This window comes from Bacillus sp. 5mfcol3.1 (assembly GCF_900114335.1).
In the GTDB taxonomy this organism is placed as follows: domain Bacteria; phylum Bacillota; class Bacilli; order Bacillales; family Bacillaceae_G; genus Bacillus_A; species Bacillus_A thuringiensis_S.
Map to the genome: position 1 here is coordinate 1,238,865 of NZ_FOST01000002.1, position 17,241 is coordinate 1,256,105.

A 17,241-nucleotide genomic window follows, 5' to 3' on the forward strand; every position below is an offset into this window, starting at 1 on the left:
ATAATATAGATGTAATGTGTATTTCTATAAAAAATGGAAGTTATAGAATAAATTTTGTTTTTTTTATTTTTTGCAAGGTGAATGCAGGATGGTAATAAGGGGAGCTTATATTGTTTTATAAACCTTTTGTAAGTTACAGACGGCTGTTTTCCGTATAACATTAGGGTAGAGGAGGGGGAGAGAAAATGAAAAATTATATTCAAGGGATTGATCACGTGCAAGTAGCTGCACCTGTAGGGTGTGAAGAAGAGGCGCGTGATTTTTATGGGAATACGATTGGTATGGAAGAAATTCCAAAGCCAGAAGAGTTGAAAAAACGAGGTGGATGTTGGTTTAAATGCGGAAATCAAGAAATCCATATTGGTGTCGAGCGGAACTTTACACCAGCTAAAAAGGCTCATCCAGCTTTTTATGTGAATGAAATTAATGAATTTAAGCAAACACTTATAGAGCAAGGTGTTAAAGTGATTGATGATTATGCACGGCCAGATGTAATTCGATTTTACGTGTCAGATCCATTTGGAAACCGAATTGAATTTATGCAAAATAAAGACTAGGTGGATTCCCACCTAGTCTTTATCTTCTTCTGAAAAGTCCTAACACTTCTACAGTTTCTGTAATATTAACGAAAGCATTCGGGTCGATTTCAGAAATTGTTAGTTTCATACTTGCTAATTCTTCACGAGAAACGACGGTCATAAGTACACGCTTTTTCTCGCTTGAATAAGCACCTTCGCCATCAAGTAACGTTATTCCACGTACAACAGTTGAAAGAAGTTGTTTTTTCATTTTTTCTGCTTCATTTGTTACAATCATAAGTGTAACTTTACGATGTTTTGTATGAACAGCATCAATTACTTTACCAGTTACATAAATTGAAAGTAAGCTTGTAAGTGCAACATCCCAGGTGAAGAAGAATCCTGCGATTATTACAACGACTGCATTTAAAATAATAAGGAATCCGCCAAGTTTAATGTCTCGCTTGCGGGATAAAAGCATACCGATAATATCAAATCCACCAGTGGATCCATTACAGTTAAAAACAAGACCAATACCAGCTCCGGCGATGACACCTCCGAAGATAGAAGATAACAATGGGTCTGTTGCTACGACTTTTACTGGAACGTAGTATAATGCAACAGATAATACAACTACAGAGACAACTGTGTTAAAAATTACTTTTTTTCCAAGACCTATGTACCCTAAAATAAGGATAGGTAAGTTTAATACAAAGTTAATAATGCCTGTGTTTACAGGGGTTACAATCCCTAAAATAATAGCAATTCCGCCAATTCCACTACTTAAAATTTTGTGGGGGATAAGGAAAAGATTAAAGGCAACCGCAATAATAATAGAACCGATAATAACACCAAGGAATCTGACCATTTCTTTCCCGTCCTTCACTGAAAAATTCATATTATTTCAAGATTATATATGATATTGAAAGTTTTGGGTAAAAACAGTTTATTTAGGTAAATTAGATTAATCAAAAGAATTTGAGTATTTTATCATTTGAAAGGGGATACAGTTGTGAAGATAAAAACATATCAACAGAAAAGCCCGTTGAAGCAAGAATGTGAGGATTCTTATTTTTTTAATAAAGAAAAAAAGATTTATGGTGTATGTGACGGTGCAACACCACTTGTCCCGTTTCGTGATGAAAAGGGACATAATGGAGCATACATCGCTTCGCATTTATTTGCAAGTTATTTTACTGCATTACGAGAGAATCATAGTTTACAATTTGCAGTTGCCAAAGCAAATGAAGCATTGCAAAGCAAAATGTTAGAATATGAAGTAGACACGAGAAAAAAAGAGCATTTGTGGTGCACATGTATCGCGGCAGTCCAAATAGTTGGTGAGAAAATTGAATATGCGCAGCTTGGGGACTGTATGATTGTCGCAACTTTTCAAAATGGAACGATGCAAGTATTAACGAAAGACACAGTTGAAGGAATTAGTAAAAGAGCAAAAAAGAAGAGGGAAGAAGATCGTAAAAAAGGGTTATCTGTACCAGAAGAATATGTTTTTCAAGATGTTCGAGAACAGTTAAAATACAATCGTTATCTTGCAAATATGCCAAATGGTTATTCAGTTGCAAATGGAATGAAAGAAGCGATACATTATTTACAACATGGTGAATTACATACAGATGAAGTGAGTGGGATTTTTATTTGTTCAGACGGGTTATTTCACCCAGATTGGTCATTAGAACAAACTGTTGCATATATAAGAAAGAATAGTATAAACGAATATATAGCAATTATTGAAGAGCTAGAAGCGGAAAAGAGAATAAGGCCAGATGATAAAACGATTATTATGATTGATTTTTAAGAGGAGGCAGTTCAAATGGAAATTAAACGTGTCAATCTAACATTTCAAGATGAATTAGTTCCTTTAGAAAAAGTAAACAAACTGATTATTCACCATACAGCTGAAGATGGATGGGACGTGTATAAAACGCATGAATTTCATCAAACTGTAAGGGGGTGGAGCGGAATTGGTTACAACTATTTTATCGAAAAGGATGGAACTGTAGTGGAAGGACGAGGTTTACATATTGGAGCGCACGCGAAAGACCATAACCGCCATACAATTGGAATATGTATGACGGGAAATTTCGATAAATACGATCCAACTCCTGCACAAGTGAATGCATTATATTCTTTATGTAAACTGTTTATGAAGCAATTTGCTATAAAGAAAGAAAATATACTCGGTCATAGAGAGTTAGAAGGAGTTAAAAAAAGCTGTCCTGGTAATCGTTTTTCTATGGTAGAGTTAAGGAAGATACTATCTTAAATATAGAGGAGTAACAACGATGATGAATATAAAAATACCAAATGATAAAAAAGAAGAACTTGTAGCACAAATTCAGCAATTTTTTATGGAAGAAGATTTAGATGAAATTGGACGTTTCCAAGCAGAGCGTTTAATAGAAGAAATGATTAAATTAGTTGGACCGTTTGCATATAATCAAGCAATTGGAGATGCAAGAAAGCTTGTAAGTGAGAAATTAACGAATATGGAAGAAGATTTATACGTGCTAGAGAAGAATGAAGGAAAATAAAAAAAGAGCCGATGGGCTCTTTTTTTATTTTTCTTTCTTGTGTTCTTTATATTCATGTACTTTTTCTTTTACATTACCAACTGTATCTTTAGCAGTGCCTTTCACCTTATCCCATTTTCCTTCAGCTTGTAATTTCTTATTGTCAGTTACTTTCCCAACAACTTCTTTTACTTCACCTTTTACCTTATCAATGGCACCTTCTACTTTTTCTTTTAAACCATGATCATGTTTAGTCATACATTTCTCCTCCTTGTAGTTTGATTAGAATTCTCTTTTCATATTGCAAGTTGAATGATGTATCTAGTAATATCGTAACAAATCTAGTTTGAATATTCAAATGATTAATAGGGTAGAAAAGGATTTGTCATAAAATGTTTAAAAATGTAACGGAAGGAGAAATAAAGTAAATTATATGTCTTTTGCGGTCCATATTGATTTTGTATAAGCAATTTTCATGTGGGCACGTTCCATGTTATTTTGACTGCCGCTACCGAACCTTGCTTGTCCAACTATTAAAGTACAATTGGATTCAATAGCTGTCTTAATTCGTTTTTGAATTAATGCAGTATGACAGCCTTTACGCTGAAATTCTGGCAAAGTAGCAGAAGCAGCTAATGATGCGACACCCTTATTTATATACAGGACACCAATACCAGCAGGGATATTTTGAACTTCAGCTATGAAAAAATGCCATCCTGGTTCATTGTAAAGAATTTCATTATTTTGGCGCACGCTATCTTTTGTAAAGGATGGCATATTAAATCCATGTACATAAATGTTTGCAAAAATATCAAACTCATTTTCTTTTAGTTTTCGTATTGTAATATTAGAAGGAAGAAGTGATGAACCCTCTCTCGGTATACTATACAAAGCAGTATGGAAGCTAGATTGATAAAACCCTTTTTGAGATAAGTATTGAAATAATTTAGTTGTACCTTGTGCTGGGGTAATTTCAAAACGACAAGGGATTTGTAGTGATTCATAATAAGAAATGATTGCATCAATCGCATCTGCATTTGTAATACCTTTTACCGTATTAAAAGCAGGACCAGCAATTATTTTTGATGAAAAGGCAGTGGCGCTACCGAATTTTTTCATTTGCACTTGCATTGGGTTTCCGCTTATTGTTTGTAGTCTCTCTAATCTAGAAGAGAGCATATCAATTTCTGCATTTTCAATTTCTGTTGCTATATCGAGTGTCATAACAGTAGTCATAAAATTCCTCCGTTAATAAATATATTTTATAGTACATATACGATTTTTGTTTTGAGATTCCTGTTGAAATGTGAGAGAATAAGAGGTTTTTTGGAAGGGAAATGGAAGTGAGCTGTCGAAGGGAGTGGAAACAGATTAAAGGTGGTGCTCTCATGAAACAAAAAACCGTGCAGACATGCTCTAATTGTGGTTCTCAAAACATAGGAGAAGGTGAGTTTGTCGGATATGCACAAATACGGAAAAAGGAAACGATGTTCACATCTTCACCGGTGGATGCTTATATTTGTACAGATTGCGGGAATATCCTTTCATTAAAAGTACGACATTATGAAAAGTTTAAGCAGAAGCCGTTATGATTATTGAGTAGTGACTTTATTAGAAAAGTTAATAAGAGTAATATTTTACATATATATATATGAGTATGCCTCAGATAAAGAGATGAAAACATATACTGTACATAGTTCGTTATATGACACATAAAAATATATAGAAGAAATTGTGAGGCAGTAGGAGGAAGAAAAAACAGCTCCTCTTGGAATATTTCATATTTAAAACTCCTTTAAATAAATAAAGGAGTTTTTTGTTTTTTTATAACAATAATTACCTTTAATTGTTATAAATGTTTATTAGGAGAGGGTGGTTTATTAACGCCATAATCATAGAAGAATAATAGCTAAATCGTATACAAAACCACTATATAACACATTCGCAACCGTAAGTTGACAAAGTGCAACCGCGGGAAGATAGAGATAAAGGCAATGTTTACATACAATTTAGGTAAGAAAACAAAGGGGGGACACACATATGGGATTTGGTGAAAAGCTTTTTAAATTAAGAAAAGAAAAGGGCCTTTCTCAAGAAGCATTAGCTGAAAAATTAAACACAACAAGGCAAGCGGTTAGTAAATGGGAAAACGGTCAAGGTTTTCCTGAAACTGAAAAGTTAATAATGATTGGAAATGTATTTGAAGTATCACTTGACTATTTATTAAAAGAAACTGCTGAGCAAAGTAACGAAAAGGAAAATAGTTATTATGTAAGTAAGGAAATGGCAGAAGGGTATGTAGTGTATGGACAAAAAATTTCTAAATATATTGCATTAGGATTTAGCTTGCTTATTTTATCTACAATACCGTACTTATTATTTAAAGAAAATGCAACAATGTCTACGTTTCTTGTCATTATCATTGCAGTGCTTGGAATCGGAGCAATGATGGCACCTGTAACGATAGAAGAGAGTCGATACAATGTATTGAAAAAGGAAGAACTACTATTTGATCAAAACTTTCTAAAAGAATTGACCAAAAGATATGCGACTATTAAGAAGAAGTATACGGCAGTAGTGATCGTTGGATTTTGTTTTATTGCAGCAGGAGCGATACCGTTTTTATTTGAGAAAAAACGAATTACTTCAGGAGAACTCGTACAGTATTATCCTTATTGTGTTGTACTTATTGCTATTGGAGTTTATCTTTTTGTTCGTGTGTTAGGGGTGTTAGAGACGTATCGGATTTTAGTAGAAAATAAGGAATACAGTAATCGTTTTATTTTTAAATTGAAAAAGAAAGTAAGGAAAATGGTAGATAGTTTATAAAAAATAAAAAACATGTTTCGAATCAATGTATTCAAAACATGTTTTTTATCGTTCTGAATTATTTCCAAAGAAATAATTCAGAAAATACAGAAAAATATCGTAATCATTTGTAGAAGTCTGTTATAATAAACGGAAAATGAAAACGTTTTAAAGGGGGACATAACCAATATGATGATGAATGTACCGCTAACAATTAGTTCTATGATGGAAAGAGCAGAAAAGTTATTCTCAAAGAAAGAAATTGTTTCTCGCACACATGATACCATTACGACATTAACGTATAAGCAGCTAGGAGAAAGGACGAGAAGACTTTCTAGTGCGTTAAAAAAGCTTGGGATTAAGGAAGGCGAACGTGTAGGAACGTTAGCGTGGAATCATCATCGACATGTGGAGGCGTATTTTGCTATTCCTGGTATTGCTTCCGTTTTACACACAATTAATATTCGTTTATCTCCTCAACATATTTCATACATTATTCAGCACGCAGAAGACCGAATTGTACTTATAGATGAAGATCTCGTACCGCTTGTTGAAAATATTCAATCACAATTATCAACTGTACAAGCTTACATTATTATGACTGATAAAGATGAACTCCCGAACACTACGCTGAAGCCTGTATATCATTATGAAAAGCTATTAGAAGAAGGCGATCCCAATTTCCAATTTGTAAAAGATATTGATGAAAATACACCAGCTGGTATGTGTTATACGTCAGCGACTACAGGAAATCCGAAAGGTGTTGTATATACGCATCGTAGTACTGTATTACACTGTATGGCACTCGGTTTAGCTGATACAGCTGCTTTATCGGAAAGTGATGCAGCAATGGCAATCGTCCCGATGTTTCATGTGAACGCTTGGGGACTTCCTTTTGCAGCTACTTGGTTTGGATCAAAACAAGTTCTTCCAGGACCGATGTTTACGCCAAAAATTTTATTAGAAATGATCCAATCTGAAAAAGTGACGTTAGCTGCCGGTGTGCCGACAATTTGGCTTGGTGTATTACAAGAGTTAGAAAATAATAGTTACGATTTATCTAGTATGACGAGAATACTATGCGGTGGTGCAGCTGCACCGAAAAGTGTTATTAAAGCATTTGAACAGAAACATAATGTTCCGTTCATACATGCATATGGTATGACTGAAACGAGTCCACTCGTAACACTTGCACGTTTAAAAAGTTATGAAACGGAATTATCGTATGAAGAGCAACTAGAAATTCGCTCCAAACAAGGATATCTTGTACCTGGTGTCGAGATGAAAGTAGTCGGTACAAATGGTGAAGTGAAGTGGGATGGTACTGAGATGGGAGAATTATGTTTACGAGCACCTTGGATCGCTGAAAGCTATTATAACGATGATCGTACTGTCGAAGGGTTTCGCGATGGATGGTTATATACTGGTGATGTTGTCACAGTGGATGAGGAAGGTTGCGTGAAAATTGTTGACCGTACGAAGGATGTTATTAAAAGCGGGGGAGAATGGATTTCTTCGGTCGATCTTGAAAATGCTTTAATGGCACATGATGCTATATTTGAAGCGGCTGTCGTTGCAGTTCCTCACCCTCAGTGGCAAGAGCGACCAATTGCCTGCGTTGTTCAAAAGAAAAATAGTACGGTTACAAAAGAAGAAATATATGAGTTTTTAAAACCACAGTTTGCGAAGTGGTGGTTGCCAGACGATATTGTCTTTATGGAAGAAATACCGAAAACATCTGTTGGGAAGTTTTTAAAACAGGCGCTTCGGAAAGAACTGGAGCATTTGCATAGAGAGAAATAAGTGAACTTCTGTTTGTAAACTCTAATACATTAACGGTTGACAAAAGAGGAGTGGAAAGATAATATAATTTTTGTGATATGTTATCTAAGATAAATTTTAAGTTTACAAATAGGAGAAGCAAATATGAATACAAAAAACTTAGTTTTCGTCGCTTTATTTAGTTCTATTATGGGAGTGTTAGGGTTAATACCTCCGATTGCTCTTTCTATTACACCAGTTCCAATTACATTGCAATCACTCGGTGTTATGCTTGCGGGTGGGTTGTTAGGATCACGTCTAGGTGCGTTAAGTCAGCTTATTTTCTTACTTATTGTAGGAGTTGGAGCACCATTGCTTGCTGGTGGACGCGGTGGCCTTGGTGTATTTGTTGGACCAAGTGCAGGATATTTACTTGGTTACATCATTGGGGCGTTTGTTATTGGTTATTTAATTGAGCGTTTACGTGAAGTTTCTATTATAAAAGTATTATGTATTAATATAATTGGTGGTATTTTCGTAGTTTATGTATTTGGTGTTACTGTACAAGCGTTCTTAATGGAAGTTTCTGTATGGGAGACAATGAAAGTGAGTGCTGTGTTTTTACCAGGGGATTGTATAAAAGCAATTATTGCGGCAGTTCTCGTAACAAAATTACATCGTTCATTGAAACATATTATTACGCCCGCTTTAAAGAATGGAAAATATACAAATGCGGGATGATAAAGGGAAGAAACACGTTAATTGCGTGTTTCTTTTTATTATTATTGTAAAGAAAGGACGTCTCATATGGGGATTACAAAAGAATATAAAAAGCATGCCTCTTTACAACCAAATAAAATAGCGATAAAGGAAAATGATAGAGTTTTAACATATAAAGAGTGGTTTGAATCAGTTTGTAAAGTAGCAAGCTGGTTAAATGAAAAAAAATCGAAGAATAAAACGATAGCAATCCTATTAGAAAATCGTATAGAGTTTTTACAACTATTTTCTGGTGCCGCTATGGCCGGGTGGGTTTGTGTTCCGTTAGATATAAAGTGGAAACAAGATGAGCTCAGAGAAAGAATTGAAATTAGTAATCCGGATATGATTGTGACAGAACGATATAAGGTGAAGGATCTATTGGATGAAGAAGGAAGAGTAATTGAAATTGATGAGTGGAAAAGAATGATAGAGAAATATCTTCCTACATATTCCACTGTAGAAAGTGTACAACATGCTCCTTTTTATATGGGATTTACATCAGGATCAACAGGAACAGCAAAAGCATTTTTACGTGCACAACAATCGTGGGTTCATAGTTTTGATTGTAATGTACATGATTTTCATATGAAAAGGGAGGATTCGATTTTAATAGCTGGGACGCTCGTTCATTCTCTTTTCTTATACGGGGCAATAAGTGCATTATATGTAGGACAAACAGTGCACATTATGAGAAAGTTCTTTCCAAATCAAGTATTAGATAAGTTAGAAACTGAAAATGTATCAGTTATGTATACAGTTCCGACAATGCTTGAATCTTTATATAAAGAAAGTAGATTAATAGAAAATAAAGTGAAAATTATTTCGTCAGGAGCGAAATGGGAAGCTGAAGCGAAAGAAAAAATAAAGAATATATTTCCTTATGCGAAAAGATATGAATTTTATGGTGCATCAGAGTTAAGTTTTGTAACAGCACTAGTCGATGCAGAAAGCGAAAGAAGGCCAAATTCAGTAGGAAAACCTTGTCATAATGTGCAAGTTCGAATATGTAATGAAGCAGGCGAAGAAGTACAAAAAGGTGAAATAGGAACTGTTTATGTGAAAAGTGATCAGTTTTTTATGGGATACATAATAGATGGGGTTTTAACACGGGAGTTGAATGCAGAAGGTTGGATGACAGTGCGAGATGTAGGCTATGAAGATGAAGAAGGCTTTATATATATTGTTGGTAGAGAGAAGAATATGATTTTATTTGGAGGAATCAATATTTATCCAGAAGAAATAGAAAGTGTATTACATGAACACCCAGCTGTTGATGAAATAGTTGTAATTGGTGTGAAAGATAGTTACTGGGGTGAAAAGCCCGTCGCGATCGTAAAAGGAAGTGCTACGAAACAACAATTAAAGAGTTTTTGCTTACAGAGATTATCCTCTTTTAAAATACCGAAAGAATGGCATTTTGTAGATGGAATACCTTATACAAATAGTGGGAAAATCGCTCGTATGGAAGCAAAAAGTATGATTGAAAACCGGGAGAAAATATATGAATAGAGCAGTTATTGTAGAGGCGAAAAGAACACCTATTGGTAAGAAGAATGGGATGTTAAAAGAGTATGAAGTTCAGCAATTAACAACGCCGCTTCTTACGTTTTTAAGTAAAGGGATTGAGAGGGAAATAGATGATGTCATATTAGGTAATGTTGTTGGGCCAGGAGGGAATGTTGCGAGACTATCTGCTTTAGAGGTGGGACTTGGCTATCATATTCCTGGTGTAACGATTGATCGGCAATGTGGTTCTGGTTTAGAAGCAATTCGAACTGCGTGTCATCTCATTCAAGGCGGGGCAGGTAAGTGTTATATCGCCGGGGGAGTAGAGAGTACAAGTACGTCACCTTTTCAAAAAAGAGCAAGATTTTCACCTGAAACAATTGGTGATCCTGACATGGGAGTAGCGGCTGAATATGTTGCGGAGCGTTATAATATAACGAGAGAAATGCAAGACGAGTATGCTTGTCTTAGTTATAAGCGGACACTGCAAGCGTTAGAAAAAGGATATATACATGATGAAATATTTTCTTTTAATGGATTATTAGATGAATCTATAAAGCCAGAAATGAATTATGAACGAATCATTAAAAGAACAAAGCCCGCATTTTTACAAAATGGAACAGTAACGGCAGGTAATTCGTGCGGTGTAAATGATGGGGCATGTGCTGTTCTTGTAATGGAAGAGGGACAAGCCCGAAAGTTAGGATACAAGCCTGTACTTCGTTTCGTTCGTAGTGCTGTAGTGGGAGTGGATCCCAAGCTTCCAGGGACTGGTCCGATATTTGCGGTGAACAAATTATTAAACGAAATGAATGTAAAAGTAGAGGACATCGATTATTTTGAAATAAATGAAGCATTCGCCTCAAAAGTTGTTGCTTGCGCAAAAGAGTTACAAATTCCGTACGAAAAAGTAAATGTAAATGGTGGAGCAATTGCGCTCGGTCATCCGTACGGTGCATCTGGTGCTATGCTTGTAACACGTTTGTTTTATCAGGCACAAAGAGAGTCTATGAAATATGGAATTGCTACATTAGGAATTGGAGGCGGGATAGGGATTGCGCTATTATTTGAGAAAGTAGAAGACTAGCGAGGTAACTAGTTTTCTACTTTTTGAGGAACATAAATATTGCTACCAGGCTTCGCTTTCATTTCGTTCCAAGCAGCAATCGCATCAGCTTTTGCTTTCCCTTTATTATTTGGATCTTCGAAAAAGTCACGAGTAAAGCGATTGTATTCAAATTGTGTACCGATAGTTGTTTTGTATGTAGGGTCTTTTTTTCGTTCGTTTTCTTCATGCCAAAAAGCTATCGCGTCTTCATATGTTTTTCCAACATTCTCTTTGAAAAATTTTTGAAGAGCTACTGTAAAGCGGAAGTTTGTTCCGATTTTTTCTTTGAAAAAAGCACGAACATCTTCGCTACAGCGGTGATTGTTAGTAATAATCGTTTGAAGAGAAAGGTCTTTATAGGATAGGGAAGCTTTACTCACCTTTTGAACAGAGCTGTTTTTTAATATTTTACCAGTAGTTAAATAATGTGAGATACGCTCGGTTATTTCGATCTTAGAGCCACTAGCTGGCAACCCATTCTCACGACAAAATGTTTGGAGTTCTGCTTTTAACCAATAATAGTTTTGGAAATCTTCAAGTGATATAGACTTTGTTAAAGTTGGACGCATGAATGTAACAACTACTTTCTTCCATAATTTTCTTCAATTATAAAACGTATGTTCTTTTTATGGAAGGGTTAATTTGTAAATATAATGGGAAGAGGAGATTACATATGGAAAATGTAATGCAAGTTCGAGTTACGGGAATTTTAATTGAAGATGAAAAAGTATTGCTAGTAAAGCAAAAAGTTGCTAATAGGAATTGGTCTTTACCTGGAGGAAGAGTGGAGAATGGTGAAATGTTAGAAGAGGCGATGATTAGAGAAATGAGAGAAGAAACGGGATTAGAAGTTAAAATTAAGAAGCTACTCTATGTTTGTGATAAACCGGATGCCAGTCCATCTTTATTACATATTACATTTCTACTTGAAAAGCTTACAGGGGAAATTATGTTACCCTCTAATGAATTTGATCATAATCCAATTCATGATGTGCAAATGGTGCCGATTAAAGATTTAAGTCATTATGGTTTTTCGGAAACTTTTATAACTCTTATAAGTGAAGGTTTTTCAAATGCAGGGAGTTACCAAGGATTGAAACAAAATATTGGTTTGTAAGTATAGAGTAAGGATAGCTGTTAGCTATCCTTACTAAAAATGCTTTACACCGCCGACTGTAAAGAAGAAACAAGCTGATTTAAAAATTCATCTCCGCTCATAATTGCTTTCCCGCCACCGCGAGCACTCTTCTTATTTCCGCCACCTTTTCCTTCGATTGTAGGAAGAGCGTCTTTTAAAAGAGCATTCATATCGAGTGATACTGATTTTCCGCAAGCGAGAATACATTGTAGTTTGTCATCATTTTCGATGACGAAATACGTAATTGCATGCTCTTGTTGTTCTGTAATAATAGCGGAAAGCTTTGCGATTTCTTGCATAGAACGATTTGTAAATACTTTAGAAATAAGTATGTCAGCATGAATTTTTATAGGCTGTAGAAGTAGTTCATTTGCCTCTGCAAATAATAATTTTTCATTCATTGTTTGTATTGCTTTTTCGTTTTCTTTTTGAGAAGTAAGCAGTTGCGCCACTTTTGCTGGAATATCAGTTTCGCTACTGTTTAATTGTTTAGAAACATCTTTCATAATTTGTTGCTGTTGTTCCATTAATTTAAGTGTACGCCAACCAGCGATAAACGTTAAGCGTATACCACCTTTATTGCGCTCCCATCCTAGTACTTGAATAGGACCAACTTCACCAGTTCGTTTCGGATGCGTTCCACCACAGCCGTTGTAGTCAAAGTTTTCGATAATAACAACCCGTATATTTTCTGTCATAGTCGGTTCTTTACGAAGGGGCAACGTTTTCGCTTCTTCTAAGTTCATCCACTGGATGCGGATTGGATGGTTTTCAAAAACAATTTTGTTTGCAATTTGTATTGCTTTTTCAACCGTTTCTGCATGAAGATTTTCTGTTTCTAAATCAATTGTTACTGTTTCTTTACCAAGATGGAATCCAATTGTAGGCATGTTAAAATGGTCCCAAAAAGCAGCAGATAAAATGTGCTGAGCTGCATGTTGTTGCATATGATCAAAACGGCGCTCCCAATTGATTTTACCTTCTACGTCTTCTGTATGTAATTGTTCTGCAATGTAGTGACGAATTTCTCCGTTTATCTCTTCTACATTGATTACATTGATATCATTTAATGTACCAGTATCATATGGTTGTCCGCCACCTGTCGGATAAAATGCTGTTTCATTCAAAATAACGTATAAGTTACCGTCTTTATCATAATCTTGCTTTATAATTTTAGTAGTAAAGTCCTGCTTATAAGCGTCAGTGTAATATAATTTGTGCTCCAATTTTCTTTCTCCTCTCGCATTAACTAGTTTCATTGTAATGCAATTGAAATTAGTTTCCTAATATTTCAGAAGAAAGAAACTATTTTTAGAATTTTCTTGCTATAATAAGGGAAAGAAAATGCGGGGGTGGAATAAATATGTTATATGAAAACGGCGTAGATAAACTGCTTAGTTTAAGTAGAAATATTTCCGAATTATATCGAGAATTAAACGAAATGACCCGGATTTTAACGGATTGTAATCGAGAAAGTGTGAAGTTTGATCGATTATATGTAAAAGAGTTACTTTGGAAGAAAGAAGATGTAATAGAGAAATATGACCAGCTACTTGTACAACTTTGTATTAACGAATGCTTTGATCTAAAAAGTGTCATTACAGGGGAATATAAGTATACATATGAAGAAGTAGAAAACATAGTTTTACAATTTAATGAAAAGTATAATGTCGCAATCTTAATTAAAGATGTGTGTAAAGAATTACAGTTCACATATGGAATTGATATGGACATAACGAGAACAACTCGGGTATCAACAGCTCAAGTATAGAAAAAGGAAAAGAAAGCAGATCCTTTGCTTTCTTTTTTTTGTGAAAATAGAGAGAGTAGGTTTAACGATGAAGGGGAAGTTACAGCATATTCATCCGCTTGGAATGAGTATTATTTTAGGGACATTGTTTGCTAGGTTTGCAACTTCAATGAGTATCCCTTTTTTAGCGATTTATTTAACGACTGTTAAAGGTGTATCAGCTGGAATGACTGGTGCTATTATCGGAACGAGTGCACTTGTTGGTGTTTTTGCTAGTTTTATTGGAGGGAATTTATCAGATCGATTTGGCCGGAAAACGATTATGCTCTGGTCCATGATCGTTTGGATTTTTGTGTTTATAGGTTTTTCACTTGCGGATCATGTTTTAAGTTTCTTTTTATTAAACGCTTTAAATGGATTATGTAGGTCGTTTTTTGAGCCAACATCAAGAGCATTATTATCAGATTTAACAAAGCCTGAGTATCGGTTACTCGTCTATAATTTACGATACGGTGCAATAAATGTTGGAGTTGCAATTGGACCAATTGTTGGATTACAGATTGGAAGTGCAAAATCAACAATTCCTTTTTTAGTAGCAGCTGGGGTATATATTCTATATACAGCTATATTAGCGTTCCAATTTAAGAAGTATCCAATGGAAAAAAAGAAATTGAGTAAAGAAAAACCTGTTACAATGCTAAATGCAATACGTATATTGCGAAAAGATATAGTATTTTTAGTTGCTTTAGTCGGTATTATTTTGAGTAATTGCGGTTTTTCACATTTAACGACGACAGTATCTCAATATTTTGCAAATGCACATATATTTGAGGATGGGGTGAAGCTATTCTCATATATGCTCGCTTTAAATGCAATTGTTGTAGTGATGATCCAATACCCTGTTATTCAAATGTGCAAAAAGTATACACCGTTAACATCAATTATGGTTGGGACTTTATTTGTGAGCGGGGGATTATTTGGCTTTGGAATAGTAGAATCTATGCTAGGTGCTGCCGTTTGTACAATTATTTTTACAATTGGAGAAGTCTTAATGTTTTCGATGACGGATGTATTTATTGATGATATTGCTGTTGCGCATCTAAAAGGAACATACTTCGGTGCGATGGGCTTTTCGGGAATTGGAGCAGTAATAGGTCCGTGGTTCGGAGGAGTACTTCTCGATTACTACGGGTACCAAAATGGGTTTGCGGTATTTTCAGCACTAGCTATATTTTCAACTGTGGCATTTCCTGTGCTTTTAGTTACAAAAGGTTTATCGAAAAAAAGATATGATAGAAATTCTAATATAGAAATGCATGCGAAATAACATAAGCCCCAGTAACCAACTGGGGCTTAGTTTGAATTATATTAACTCTTAATTTGAAAAAAGAACTTTTTTTTCATGCTTATCAGCAACTTCATTTTTGGAAATATGAATGGCTAAAAATCCGTTTTCTAAGCAGGCTAGCATCTTTTTATAAATGATAGTAGTAGGTAAAGGGATTGTTCGTTGTAAGGAAATGTTTTTATGAAGTATGCATATAGCTAGGCCTGTCTCTAACTTTTTAATGAGTACATTTTGTTCCGTGACATTTTGTACATCTGTTTCCAAAATATATTCTTCTTCGGTTTCGCAAAGATCGATGTGAATTTGATTTGGAAAGCTAAAGTTACTATAAGAATCGGAACAAAATTGATCCATCCATTCTTCGAAACCATCAACATGAAAAAGACAATTCTTCTTTTTCTTGCCCATGTAAGACACCCTCCGTAAAATATCAATTCATATCATGTTATGCATGAATGAATTAGGGGTGAAGAATAAATGGAAAAATATAAACATTGTATGTGGAAAAGATAGCTAGTGTGCACTTTTTGTTTTACATATCATGATGCGCATGATGTTTTTGGCGTGAATGGTTACGGTTTTTTACTTTATGAGATCCGCTTAATGGTTCAGGTTGTCCTTTTTTTTCTTTCGCTTCACGATTGTTTTTTCCCATTGTATATGACACCTCCTCTTTCTTTTTAGAATGAGAGAAGTTGACGATTTTATACGAGAATGTTTTTAGAAAAAAAGGTAAAGATAAAGGGGACTAACAATTATAGAAAGGGGATTATATAATGCCATATCATAAAGATAAGCAACAAGCCTTTCAAGCGGCACAGCAAGGAGTTACACAAGCAGAAAATGCATTTAATAATATTGTGAAAAATGACCCTAACTACGGTCATGATTTAAAAGAGTTACGCCAAGAGGTCCAGGAAGCATATGAACAAATTCAAAATGCACTAGAGGTAGCTTCAGAAACACAACGTCCACAACTTGAGCAATATGAAAATAATCTCCAAAATATAATGCGAAATGTAGATCAATTAGAAAAGTAAATGAGGTTGTTGTTTATTCGACAACCTTGCTGCTTTAGTGAACGTTATGCTAAAACAGAAAATTTTTCTATTAGTTTTTTCTTTGCTATGTGCAGTACATATATTTCAAGTGGAAAAAGTGGAAGCGAAAATGTTGCTCAGAAAAGAGTTAGAACCAACTGGTTATGTAACATGGGAAGTACCTAATAATGAAAAAATTATTGCAATTACATTTGATGATGGGCCAGATCCAACGTATACACCACAAGTTTTAGATTTATTACGTCAATATAAGGCGGAAGCGACATTTTTTATGATTGGATTTCGAGTTCAGCGTAATCCATATTTAGTGAAGCAAGTGTTAAAAGAGGGACATGAAATTGGAAATCATACGATGAATCATTTGTACGCAAGTAATTCGTCAGATGAAAAATTAGAAAATGATATTTTAGATGGAAAGAAATTTTTTGAAAAATGGGTGAAAGAACCTTTGCTATTCCGTCCTCCTGGCGGATATATTAACGATGCTGTATTTAAAACAGCGAAAGAGGCTGGCTATCAAACCGTTCTATGGTCGTGGCATCAAGACCCGCGTGATTGGGCAAATCCAGGGGTTGAATCCATTGTAAATCATGTAGTGAAAAATGCTAAAAGTGGCGATATTGTATTGTTACATGATGGAGGGAATGATCGTAGTCAAACGGTAGCAGCGCTAGCAAAAATTTTACCTGAGCTGAAAAAACAGGGCTATCGATTTGTAACGGTTTCGGAATTACTACGTTATAAACATTAGAAGAAATCCCAAAAGGAAAATAGACCTTTTGGGATTTTTCTTTACTGGTTCTTTTTACGTTTCTTATTATTTTGTCGCTCTGCTGGAGTTAAAGGCTCGTTTGCAAATTCTTCATTGTAACCAGTTCCTTGTCCTTGTGCAGATGCAGCATTCATTCCTGAAATAGTATGATTTGCTTTTCTTTTACCCATTTTATTTC

23 protein-coding genes and 1 pseudogene are annotated in these 17,241 nt (G+C 35.0%); 16 read left to right on the forward strand and 8 right to left on the reverse strand.

Annotation, left to right across the window (positions count from 1 at the left end; translation table 11 throughout):
* Positions 1 to 185 precede the first annotated feature (185 nt).
* Positions 186 to 557 carry a VOC family protein gene (locus tag BM089_RS15880; protein ID WP_000800772.1) on the forward strand — a complete coding sequence of 124 codons (372 nt, stop codon included), beginning with the start codon at positions 186 to 188 and terminating at the stop codon, positions 555 to 557.
* A 19-nt stretch (positions 558 to 576) separates the two neighbouring features.
* On the opposite strand, the gene BM089_RS15885 is transcribed toward BM089_RS15880, so the two are convergent.
* The gene (locus BM089_RS15885) at positions 577 to 1,386 is read right to left on the reverse strand and encodes a YitT family protein (RefSeq protein WP_090977369.1); all 810 of its coding nucleotides are present in this window, start codon (positions 1,384 to 1,386) and stop codon (positions 577 to 579) included.
* Positions 1,387 to 1,512: 126 nt separating this feature from the next.
* Here BM089_RS15885 and BM089_RS15890 point away from each other — a divergent pair, with 126 nt between their 5' ends.
* The 3 genes from BM089_RS15890 to BM089_RS15900 are packed head-to-tail and all read left to right on the forward strand — an operon-like array spanning position 1,513 to position 3,070.
* On the forward strand, positions 1,513 to 2,334 hold the full coding sequence (locus BM089_RS15890; RefSeq protein ID WP_139213271.1) for a protein phosphatase 2C domain-containing protein: 822 nt from the start codon (positions 1,513 to 1,515) through the stop codon (positions 2,332 to 2,334).
* A 15-nt stretch (positions 2,335 to 2,349) separates the two neighbouring features.
* Positions 2,350 to 2,802 carry a peptidoglycan recognition protein family protein gene (locus BM089_RS15895; RefSeq protein WP_090977373.1) on the forward strand — a complete coding sequence of 151 codons (453 nt, stop codon included), beginning with the start codon at positions 2,350 to 2,352 and terminating at the stop codon, positions 2,800 to 2,802.
* Between the two features lie 19 nt (positions 2,803 to 2,821).
* Positions 2,822 to 3,070 (forward strand): DUF2164 domain-containing protein, encoded by a 249-nt coding sequence (locus BM089_RS15900; RefSeq protein ID WP_000981066.1) that lies wholly within the window; start codon positions 2,822 to 2,824, stop codon positions 3,068 to 3,070.
* A gap of 24 nt (positions 3,071 to 3,094) precedes the next feature.
* Here BM089_RS15900 and BM089_RS15905 read toward each other — a convergent pair whose 3' ends face one another.
* Complete coding sequence (locus tag BM089_RS15905; protein WP_000160410.1) at positions 3,095 to 3,307, reverse strand: CsbD family protein; 213 nt, start codon at positions 3,305 to 3,307, stop codon at positions 3,095 to 3,097.
* Positions 3,308 to 3,478: 171 nt separating this feature from the next.
* Positions 3,479 to 4,285 carry a GNAT family N-acetyltransferase gene (locus BM089_RS15910; RefSeq protein WP_000214344.1) on the reverse strand — a complete coding sequence of 269 codons (807 nt, stop codon included), beginning with the start codon at positions 4,283 to 4,285 and terminating at the stop codon, positions 3,479 to 3,481.
* 152 nt (positions 4,286 to 4,437) lie between these two features.
* On the opposite strand from BM089_RS15910, the gene BM089_RS15915 reads away from it, so the two are divergent.
* The 7 genes and pseudogenes from BM089_RS15915 to BM089_RS15945 all read left to right on the forward strand — a co-directional run bounded on the left by BM089_RS15915 (position 4,438) and on the right by BM089_RS15945 (position 10,973).
* On the forward strand, positions 4,438 to 4,641 hold the full coding sequence (locus BM089_RS15915) for a hypothetical protein (RefSeq protein WP_033693195.1): 204 nt from the start codon (positions 4,438 to 4,440) through the stop codon (positions 4,639 to 4,641).
* Between the two features lie 10 nt (positions 4,642 to 4,651).
* Positions 4,652 to 4,792, forward strand: a pseudogene (locus BM089_RS31530) (N-acetyltransferase); the annotation flags it as partial.
* Positions 4,793 to 5,089: 297 nt separating this feature from the next.
* On the forward strand, positions 5,090 to 5,878 hold the full coding sequence (locus BM089_RS15925) for a helix-turn-helix domain-containing protein (protein ID WP_090977375.1): 789 nt from the start codon (positions 5,090 to 5,092) through the stop codon (positions 5,876 to 5,878).
* Between the two features lie 168 nt (positions 5,879 to 6,046).
* On the forward strand, positions 6,047 to 7,660 hold the full coding sequence (locus BM089_RS15930; RefSeq protein WP_090977377.1) for a long-chain fatty acid--CoA ligase: 1,614 nt from the start codon (positions 6,047 to 6,049) through the stop codon (positions 7,658 to 7,660).
* A gap of 123 nt (positions 7,661 to 7,783) precedes the next feature.
* A complete protein-coding gene (locus BM089_RS15935) occupies positions 7,784 to 8,359 on the forward strand; it encodes a biotin transporter BioY (protein WP_090977379.1) in 576 nt (191 codons plus the stop codon).
* A 66-nt stretch (positions 8,360 to 8,425) separates the two neighbouring features.
* A complete protein-coding gene (locus BM089_RS15940; protein ID WP_090977381.1) occupies positions 8,426 to 9,889 on the forward strand; it encodes an acyl-CoA synthetase in 1,464 nt (487 codons plus the stop codon).
* The gene (locus BM089_RS15945) at positions 9,882 to 10,973 is read left to right on the forward strand and encodes an acetyl-CoA C-acyltransferase (RefSeq protein WP_001078010.1); all 1,092 of its coding nucleotides are present in this window, start codon (positions 9,882 to 9,884) and stop codon (positions 10,971 to 10,973) included. Before BM089_RS15940 ends, BM089_RS15945 begins: the two co-directional genes overlap by 8 nt.
* Before the next feature lie 8 nt (positions 10,974 to 10,981).
* On the opposite strand, the gene BM089_RS15950 is transcribed toward BM089_RS15945, so the two are convergent.
* Complete coding sequence (locus BM089_RS15950; RefSeq protein ID WP_001247912.1) at positions 10,982 to 11,563, reverse strand: DUF6434 domain-containing protein; 582 nt, start codon at positions 11,561 to 11,563, stop codon at positions 10,982 to 10,984.
* 104 nt (positions 11,564 to 11,667) lie between these two features.
* Here BM089_RS15950 and BM089_RS15955 point away from each other — a divergent pair, with 104 nt between their 5' ends.
* Positions 11,668 to 12,111, forward strand: coding sequence for an NUDIX hydrolase (locus tag BM089_RS15955; RefSeq protein ID WP_000432571.1), 444 nt, complete (start codon positions 11,668 to 11,670; stop codon positions 12,109 to 12,111).
* A gap of 44 nt (positions 12,112 to 12,155) precedes the next feature.
* Here the strand turns inward: BM089_RS15955 and BM089_RS15960 are convergent, their stop codons facing one another.
* Complete coding sequence (locus tag BM089_RS15960) at positions 12,156 to 13,358, reverse strand: alanyl-tRNA editing protein (protein WP_151527221.1); 1,203 nt, start codon at positions 13,356 to 13,358, stop codon at positions 12,156 to 12,158.
* A gap of 137 nt (positions 13,359 to 13,495) precedes the next feature.
* On the opposite strand from BM089_RS15960, the gene BM089_RS15965 reads away from it, so the two are divergent.
* Positions 13,496 to 13,903, forward strand: coding sequence for a hypothetical protein (locus BM089_RS15965; protein ID WP_000965149.1), 408 nt, complete (start codon positions 13,496 to 13,498; stop codon positions 13,901 to 13,903).
* A 67-nt stretch (positions 13,904 to 13,970) separates the two neighbouring features.
* Positions 13,971 to 15,209, forward strand: a complete 1,239-nt coding sequence (locus BM089_RS15970; protein WP_090977385.1) for an MDR family MFS transporter — start codon at positions 13,971 to 13,973, stop codon at positions 15,207 to 15,209.
* A gap of 48 nt (positions 15,210 to 15,257) precedes the next feature.
* On the opposite strand, the gene BM089_RS15975 is transcribed toward BM089_RS15970, so the two are convergent.
* Both BM089_RS15975 and BM089_RS15980 read right to left on the reverse strand, forming a co-directional pair.
* The gene (locus BM089_RS15975; protein ID WP_000516758.1) at positions 15,258 to 15,638 is read right to left on the reverse strand and encodes an Hsp20/alpha crystallin family protein; all 381 of its coding nucleotides are present in this window, start codon (positions 15,636 to 15,638) and stop codon (positions 15,258 to 15,260) included.
* A 124-nt stretch (positions 15,639 to 15,762) separates the two neighbouring features.
* Positions 15,763 to 15,885: a small acid-soluble spore protein P gene (locus BM089_RS15980; protein WP_000517649.1), complete on the reverse strand. Its 123-nt coding sequence runs from the start codon at positions 15,883 to 15,885 to the stop codon at positions 15,763 to 15,765.
* A 121-nt stretch (positions 15,886 to 16,006) separates the two neighbouring features.
* On the opposite strand from BM089_RS15980, the gene BM089_RS15985 reads away from it, so the two are divergent.
* Both BM089_RS15985 and pdaB read left to right on the forward strand, forming a co-directional pair.
* A complete protein-coding gene (locus tag BM089_RS15985) occupies positions 16,007 to 16,270 on the forward strand; it encodes a hypothetical protein (protein ID WP_001146295.1) in 264 nt (87 codons plus the stop codon).
* Between the two features lie 46 nt (positions 16,271 to 16,316).
* On the forward strand, positions 16,317 to 17,042 hold the full coding sequence (gene pdaB, locus BM089_RS15990) for a polysaccharide deacetylase family sporulation protein PdaB (protein WP_061665781.1): 726 nt from the start codon (positions 16,317 to 16,319) through the stop codon (positions 17,040 to 17,042).
* Positions 17,043 to 17,083: 41 nt separating this feature from the next.
* Here the strand turns inward: pdaB and sspO are convergent, their stop codons facing one another.
* A complete protein-coding gene (gene sspO / locus BM089_RS15995; RefSeq protein ID WP_000518057.1) occupies positions 17,084 to 17,233 on the reverse strand; it encodes an acid-soluble spore protein SspO in 150 nt (49 codons plus the stop codon).
* Positions 17,234 to 17,241 lie beyond the last annotated feature (8 nt).

Excerpts from the sequence above, each read along its gene's own strand:
- BM089_RS15880 (WP_000800772.1), top strand. The coding sequence starts at position 186 with ATGAAAAATTATATTCAAGGGATTGATCACGTGCAAGTAGCTGCACCT.
- BM089_RS15885 (WP_090977369.1), bottom strand. The coding sequence starts at position 1,386 with ATGGTCAGATTCCTTGGTGTTATTATCGGTTCTATTATTATTGCGGTT.
- BM089_RS15895 (WP_090977373.1), top strand. The coding sequence starts at position 2,350 with ATGGAAATTAAACGTGTCAATCTAACATTTCAAGATGAATTAGTTCCT.
- BM089_RS15900 (WP_000981066.1), top strand. The coding sequence starts at position 2,822 with ATGATGAATATAAAAATACCAAATGATAAAAAAGAAGAACTTGTAGCA.
- BM089_RS15905 (WP_000160410.1), bottom strand. The coding sequence starts at position 3,307 with ATGACTAAACATGATCATGGTTTAAAAGAAAAAGTAGAAGGTGCCATT.
- BM089_RS15910 (WP_000214344.1), bottom strand. The coding sequence starts at position 4,285 with ATGACTACTGTTATGACACTCGATATAGCAACAGAAATTGAAAATGCA.
- BM089_RS15915 (WP_033693195.1), top strand. The coding sequence starts at position 4,438 with ATGAAACAAAAAACCGTGCAGACATGCTCTAATTGTGGTTCTCAAAAC.
- BM089_RS15925 (WP_090977375.1), top strand. The coding sequence starts at position 5,090 with ATGGGATTTGGTGAAAAGCTTTTTAAATTAAGAAAAGAAAAGGGCCTT.
- BM089_RS15930 (WP_090977377.1), top strand. The coding sequence starts at position 6,047 with ATGATGATGAATGTACCGCTAACAATTAGTTCTATGATGGAAAGAGCA.
- BM089_RS15935 (WP_090977379.1), top strand. The coding sequence starts at position 7,784 with ATGAATACAAAAAACTTAGTTTTCGTCGCTTTATTTAGTTCTATTATG.
- BM089_RS15940 (WP_090977381.1), top strand. The coding sequence starts at position 8,426 with ATGGGGATTACAAAAGAATATAAAAAGCATGCCTCTTTACAACCAAAT.
- BM089_RS15945 (WP_001078010.1), top strand. The coding sequence starts at position 9,882 with ATGAATAGAGCAGTTATTGTAGAGGCGAAAAGAACACCTATTGGTAAG.
- BM089_RS15950 (WP_001247912.1), bottom strand. The coding sequence starts at position 11,563 with ATGCGTCCAACTTTAACAAAGTCTATATCACTTGAAGATTTCCAAAAC.
- BM089_RS15955 (WP_000432571.1), top strand. The coding sequence starts at position 11,668 with ATGGAAAATGTAATGCAAGTTCGAGTTACGGGAATTTTAATTGAAGAT.
- BM089_RS15965 (WP_000965149.1), top strand. The coding sequence starts at position 13,496 with ATGTTATATGAAAACGGCGTAGATAAACTGCTTAGTTTAAGTAGAAAT.
- BM089_RS15970 (WP_090977385.1), top strand. The coding sequence starts at position 13,971 with ATGAAGGGGAAGTTACAGCATATTCATCCGCTTGGAATGAGTATTATT.
- BM089_RS15975 (WP_000516758.1), bottom strand. The coding sequence starts at position 15,638 with ATGGGCAAGAAAAAGAAGAATTGTCTTTTTCATGTTGATGGTTTCGAA.
- BM089_RS15980 (WP_000517649.1), bottom strand. The coding sequence starts at position 15,885 with ATGGGAAAAAACAATCGTGAAGCGAAAGAAAAAAAAGGACAACCTGAA.
- BM089_RS15985 (WP_001146295.1), top strand. The coding sequence starts at position 16,007 with ATGCCATATCATAAAGATAAGCAACAAGCCTTTCAAGCGGCACAGCAA.
- pdaB (WP_061665781.1), top strand. The coding sequence starts at position 16,317 with ATGCTAAAACAGAAAATTTTTCTATTAGTTTTTTCTTTGCTATGTGCA.
- sspO (WP_000518057.1), bottom strand. The coding sequence starts at position 17,233 with ATGGGTAAAAGAAAAGCAAATCATACTATTTCAGGAATGAATGCTGCA.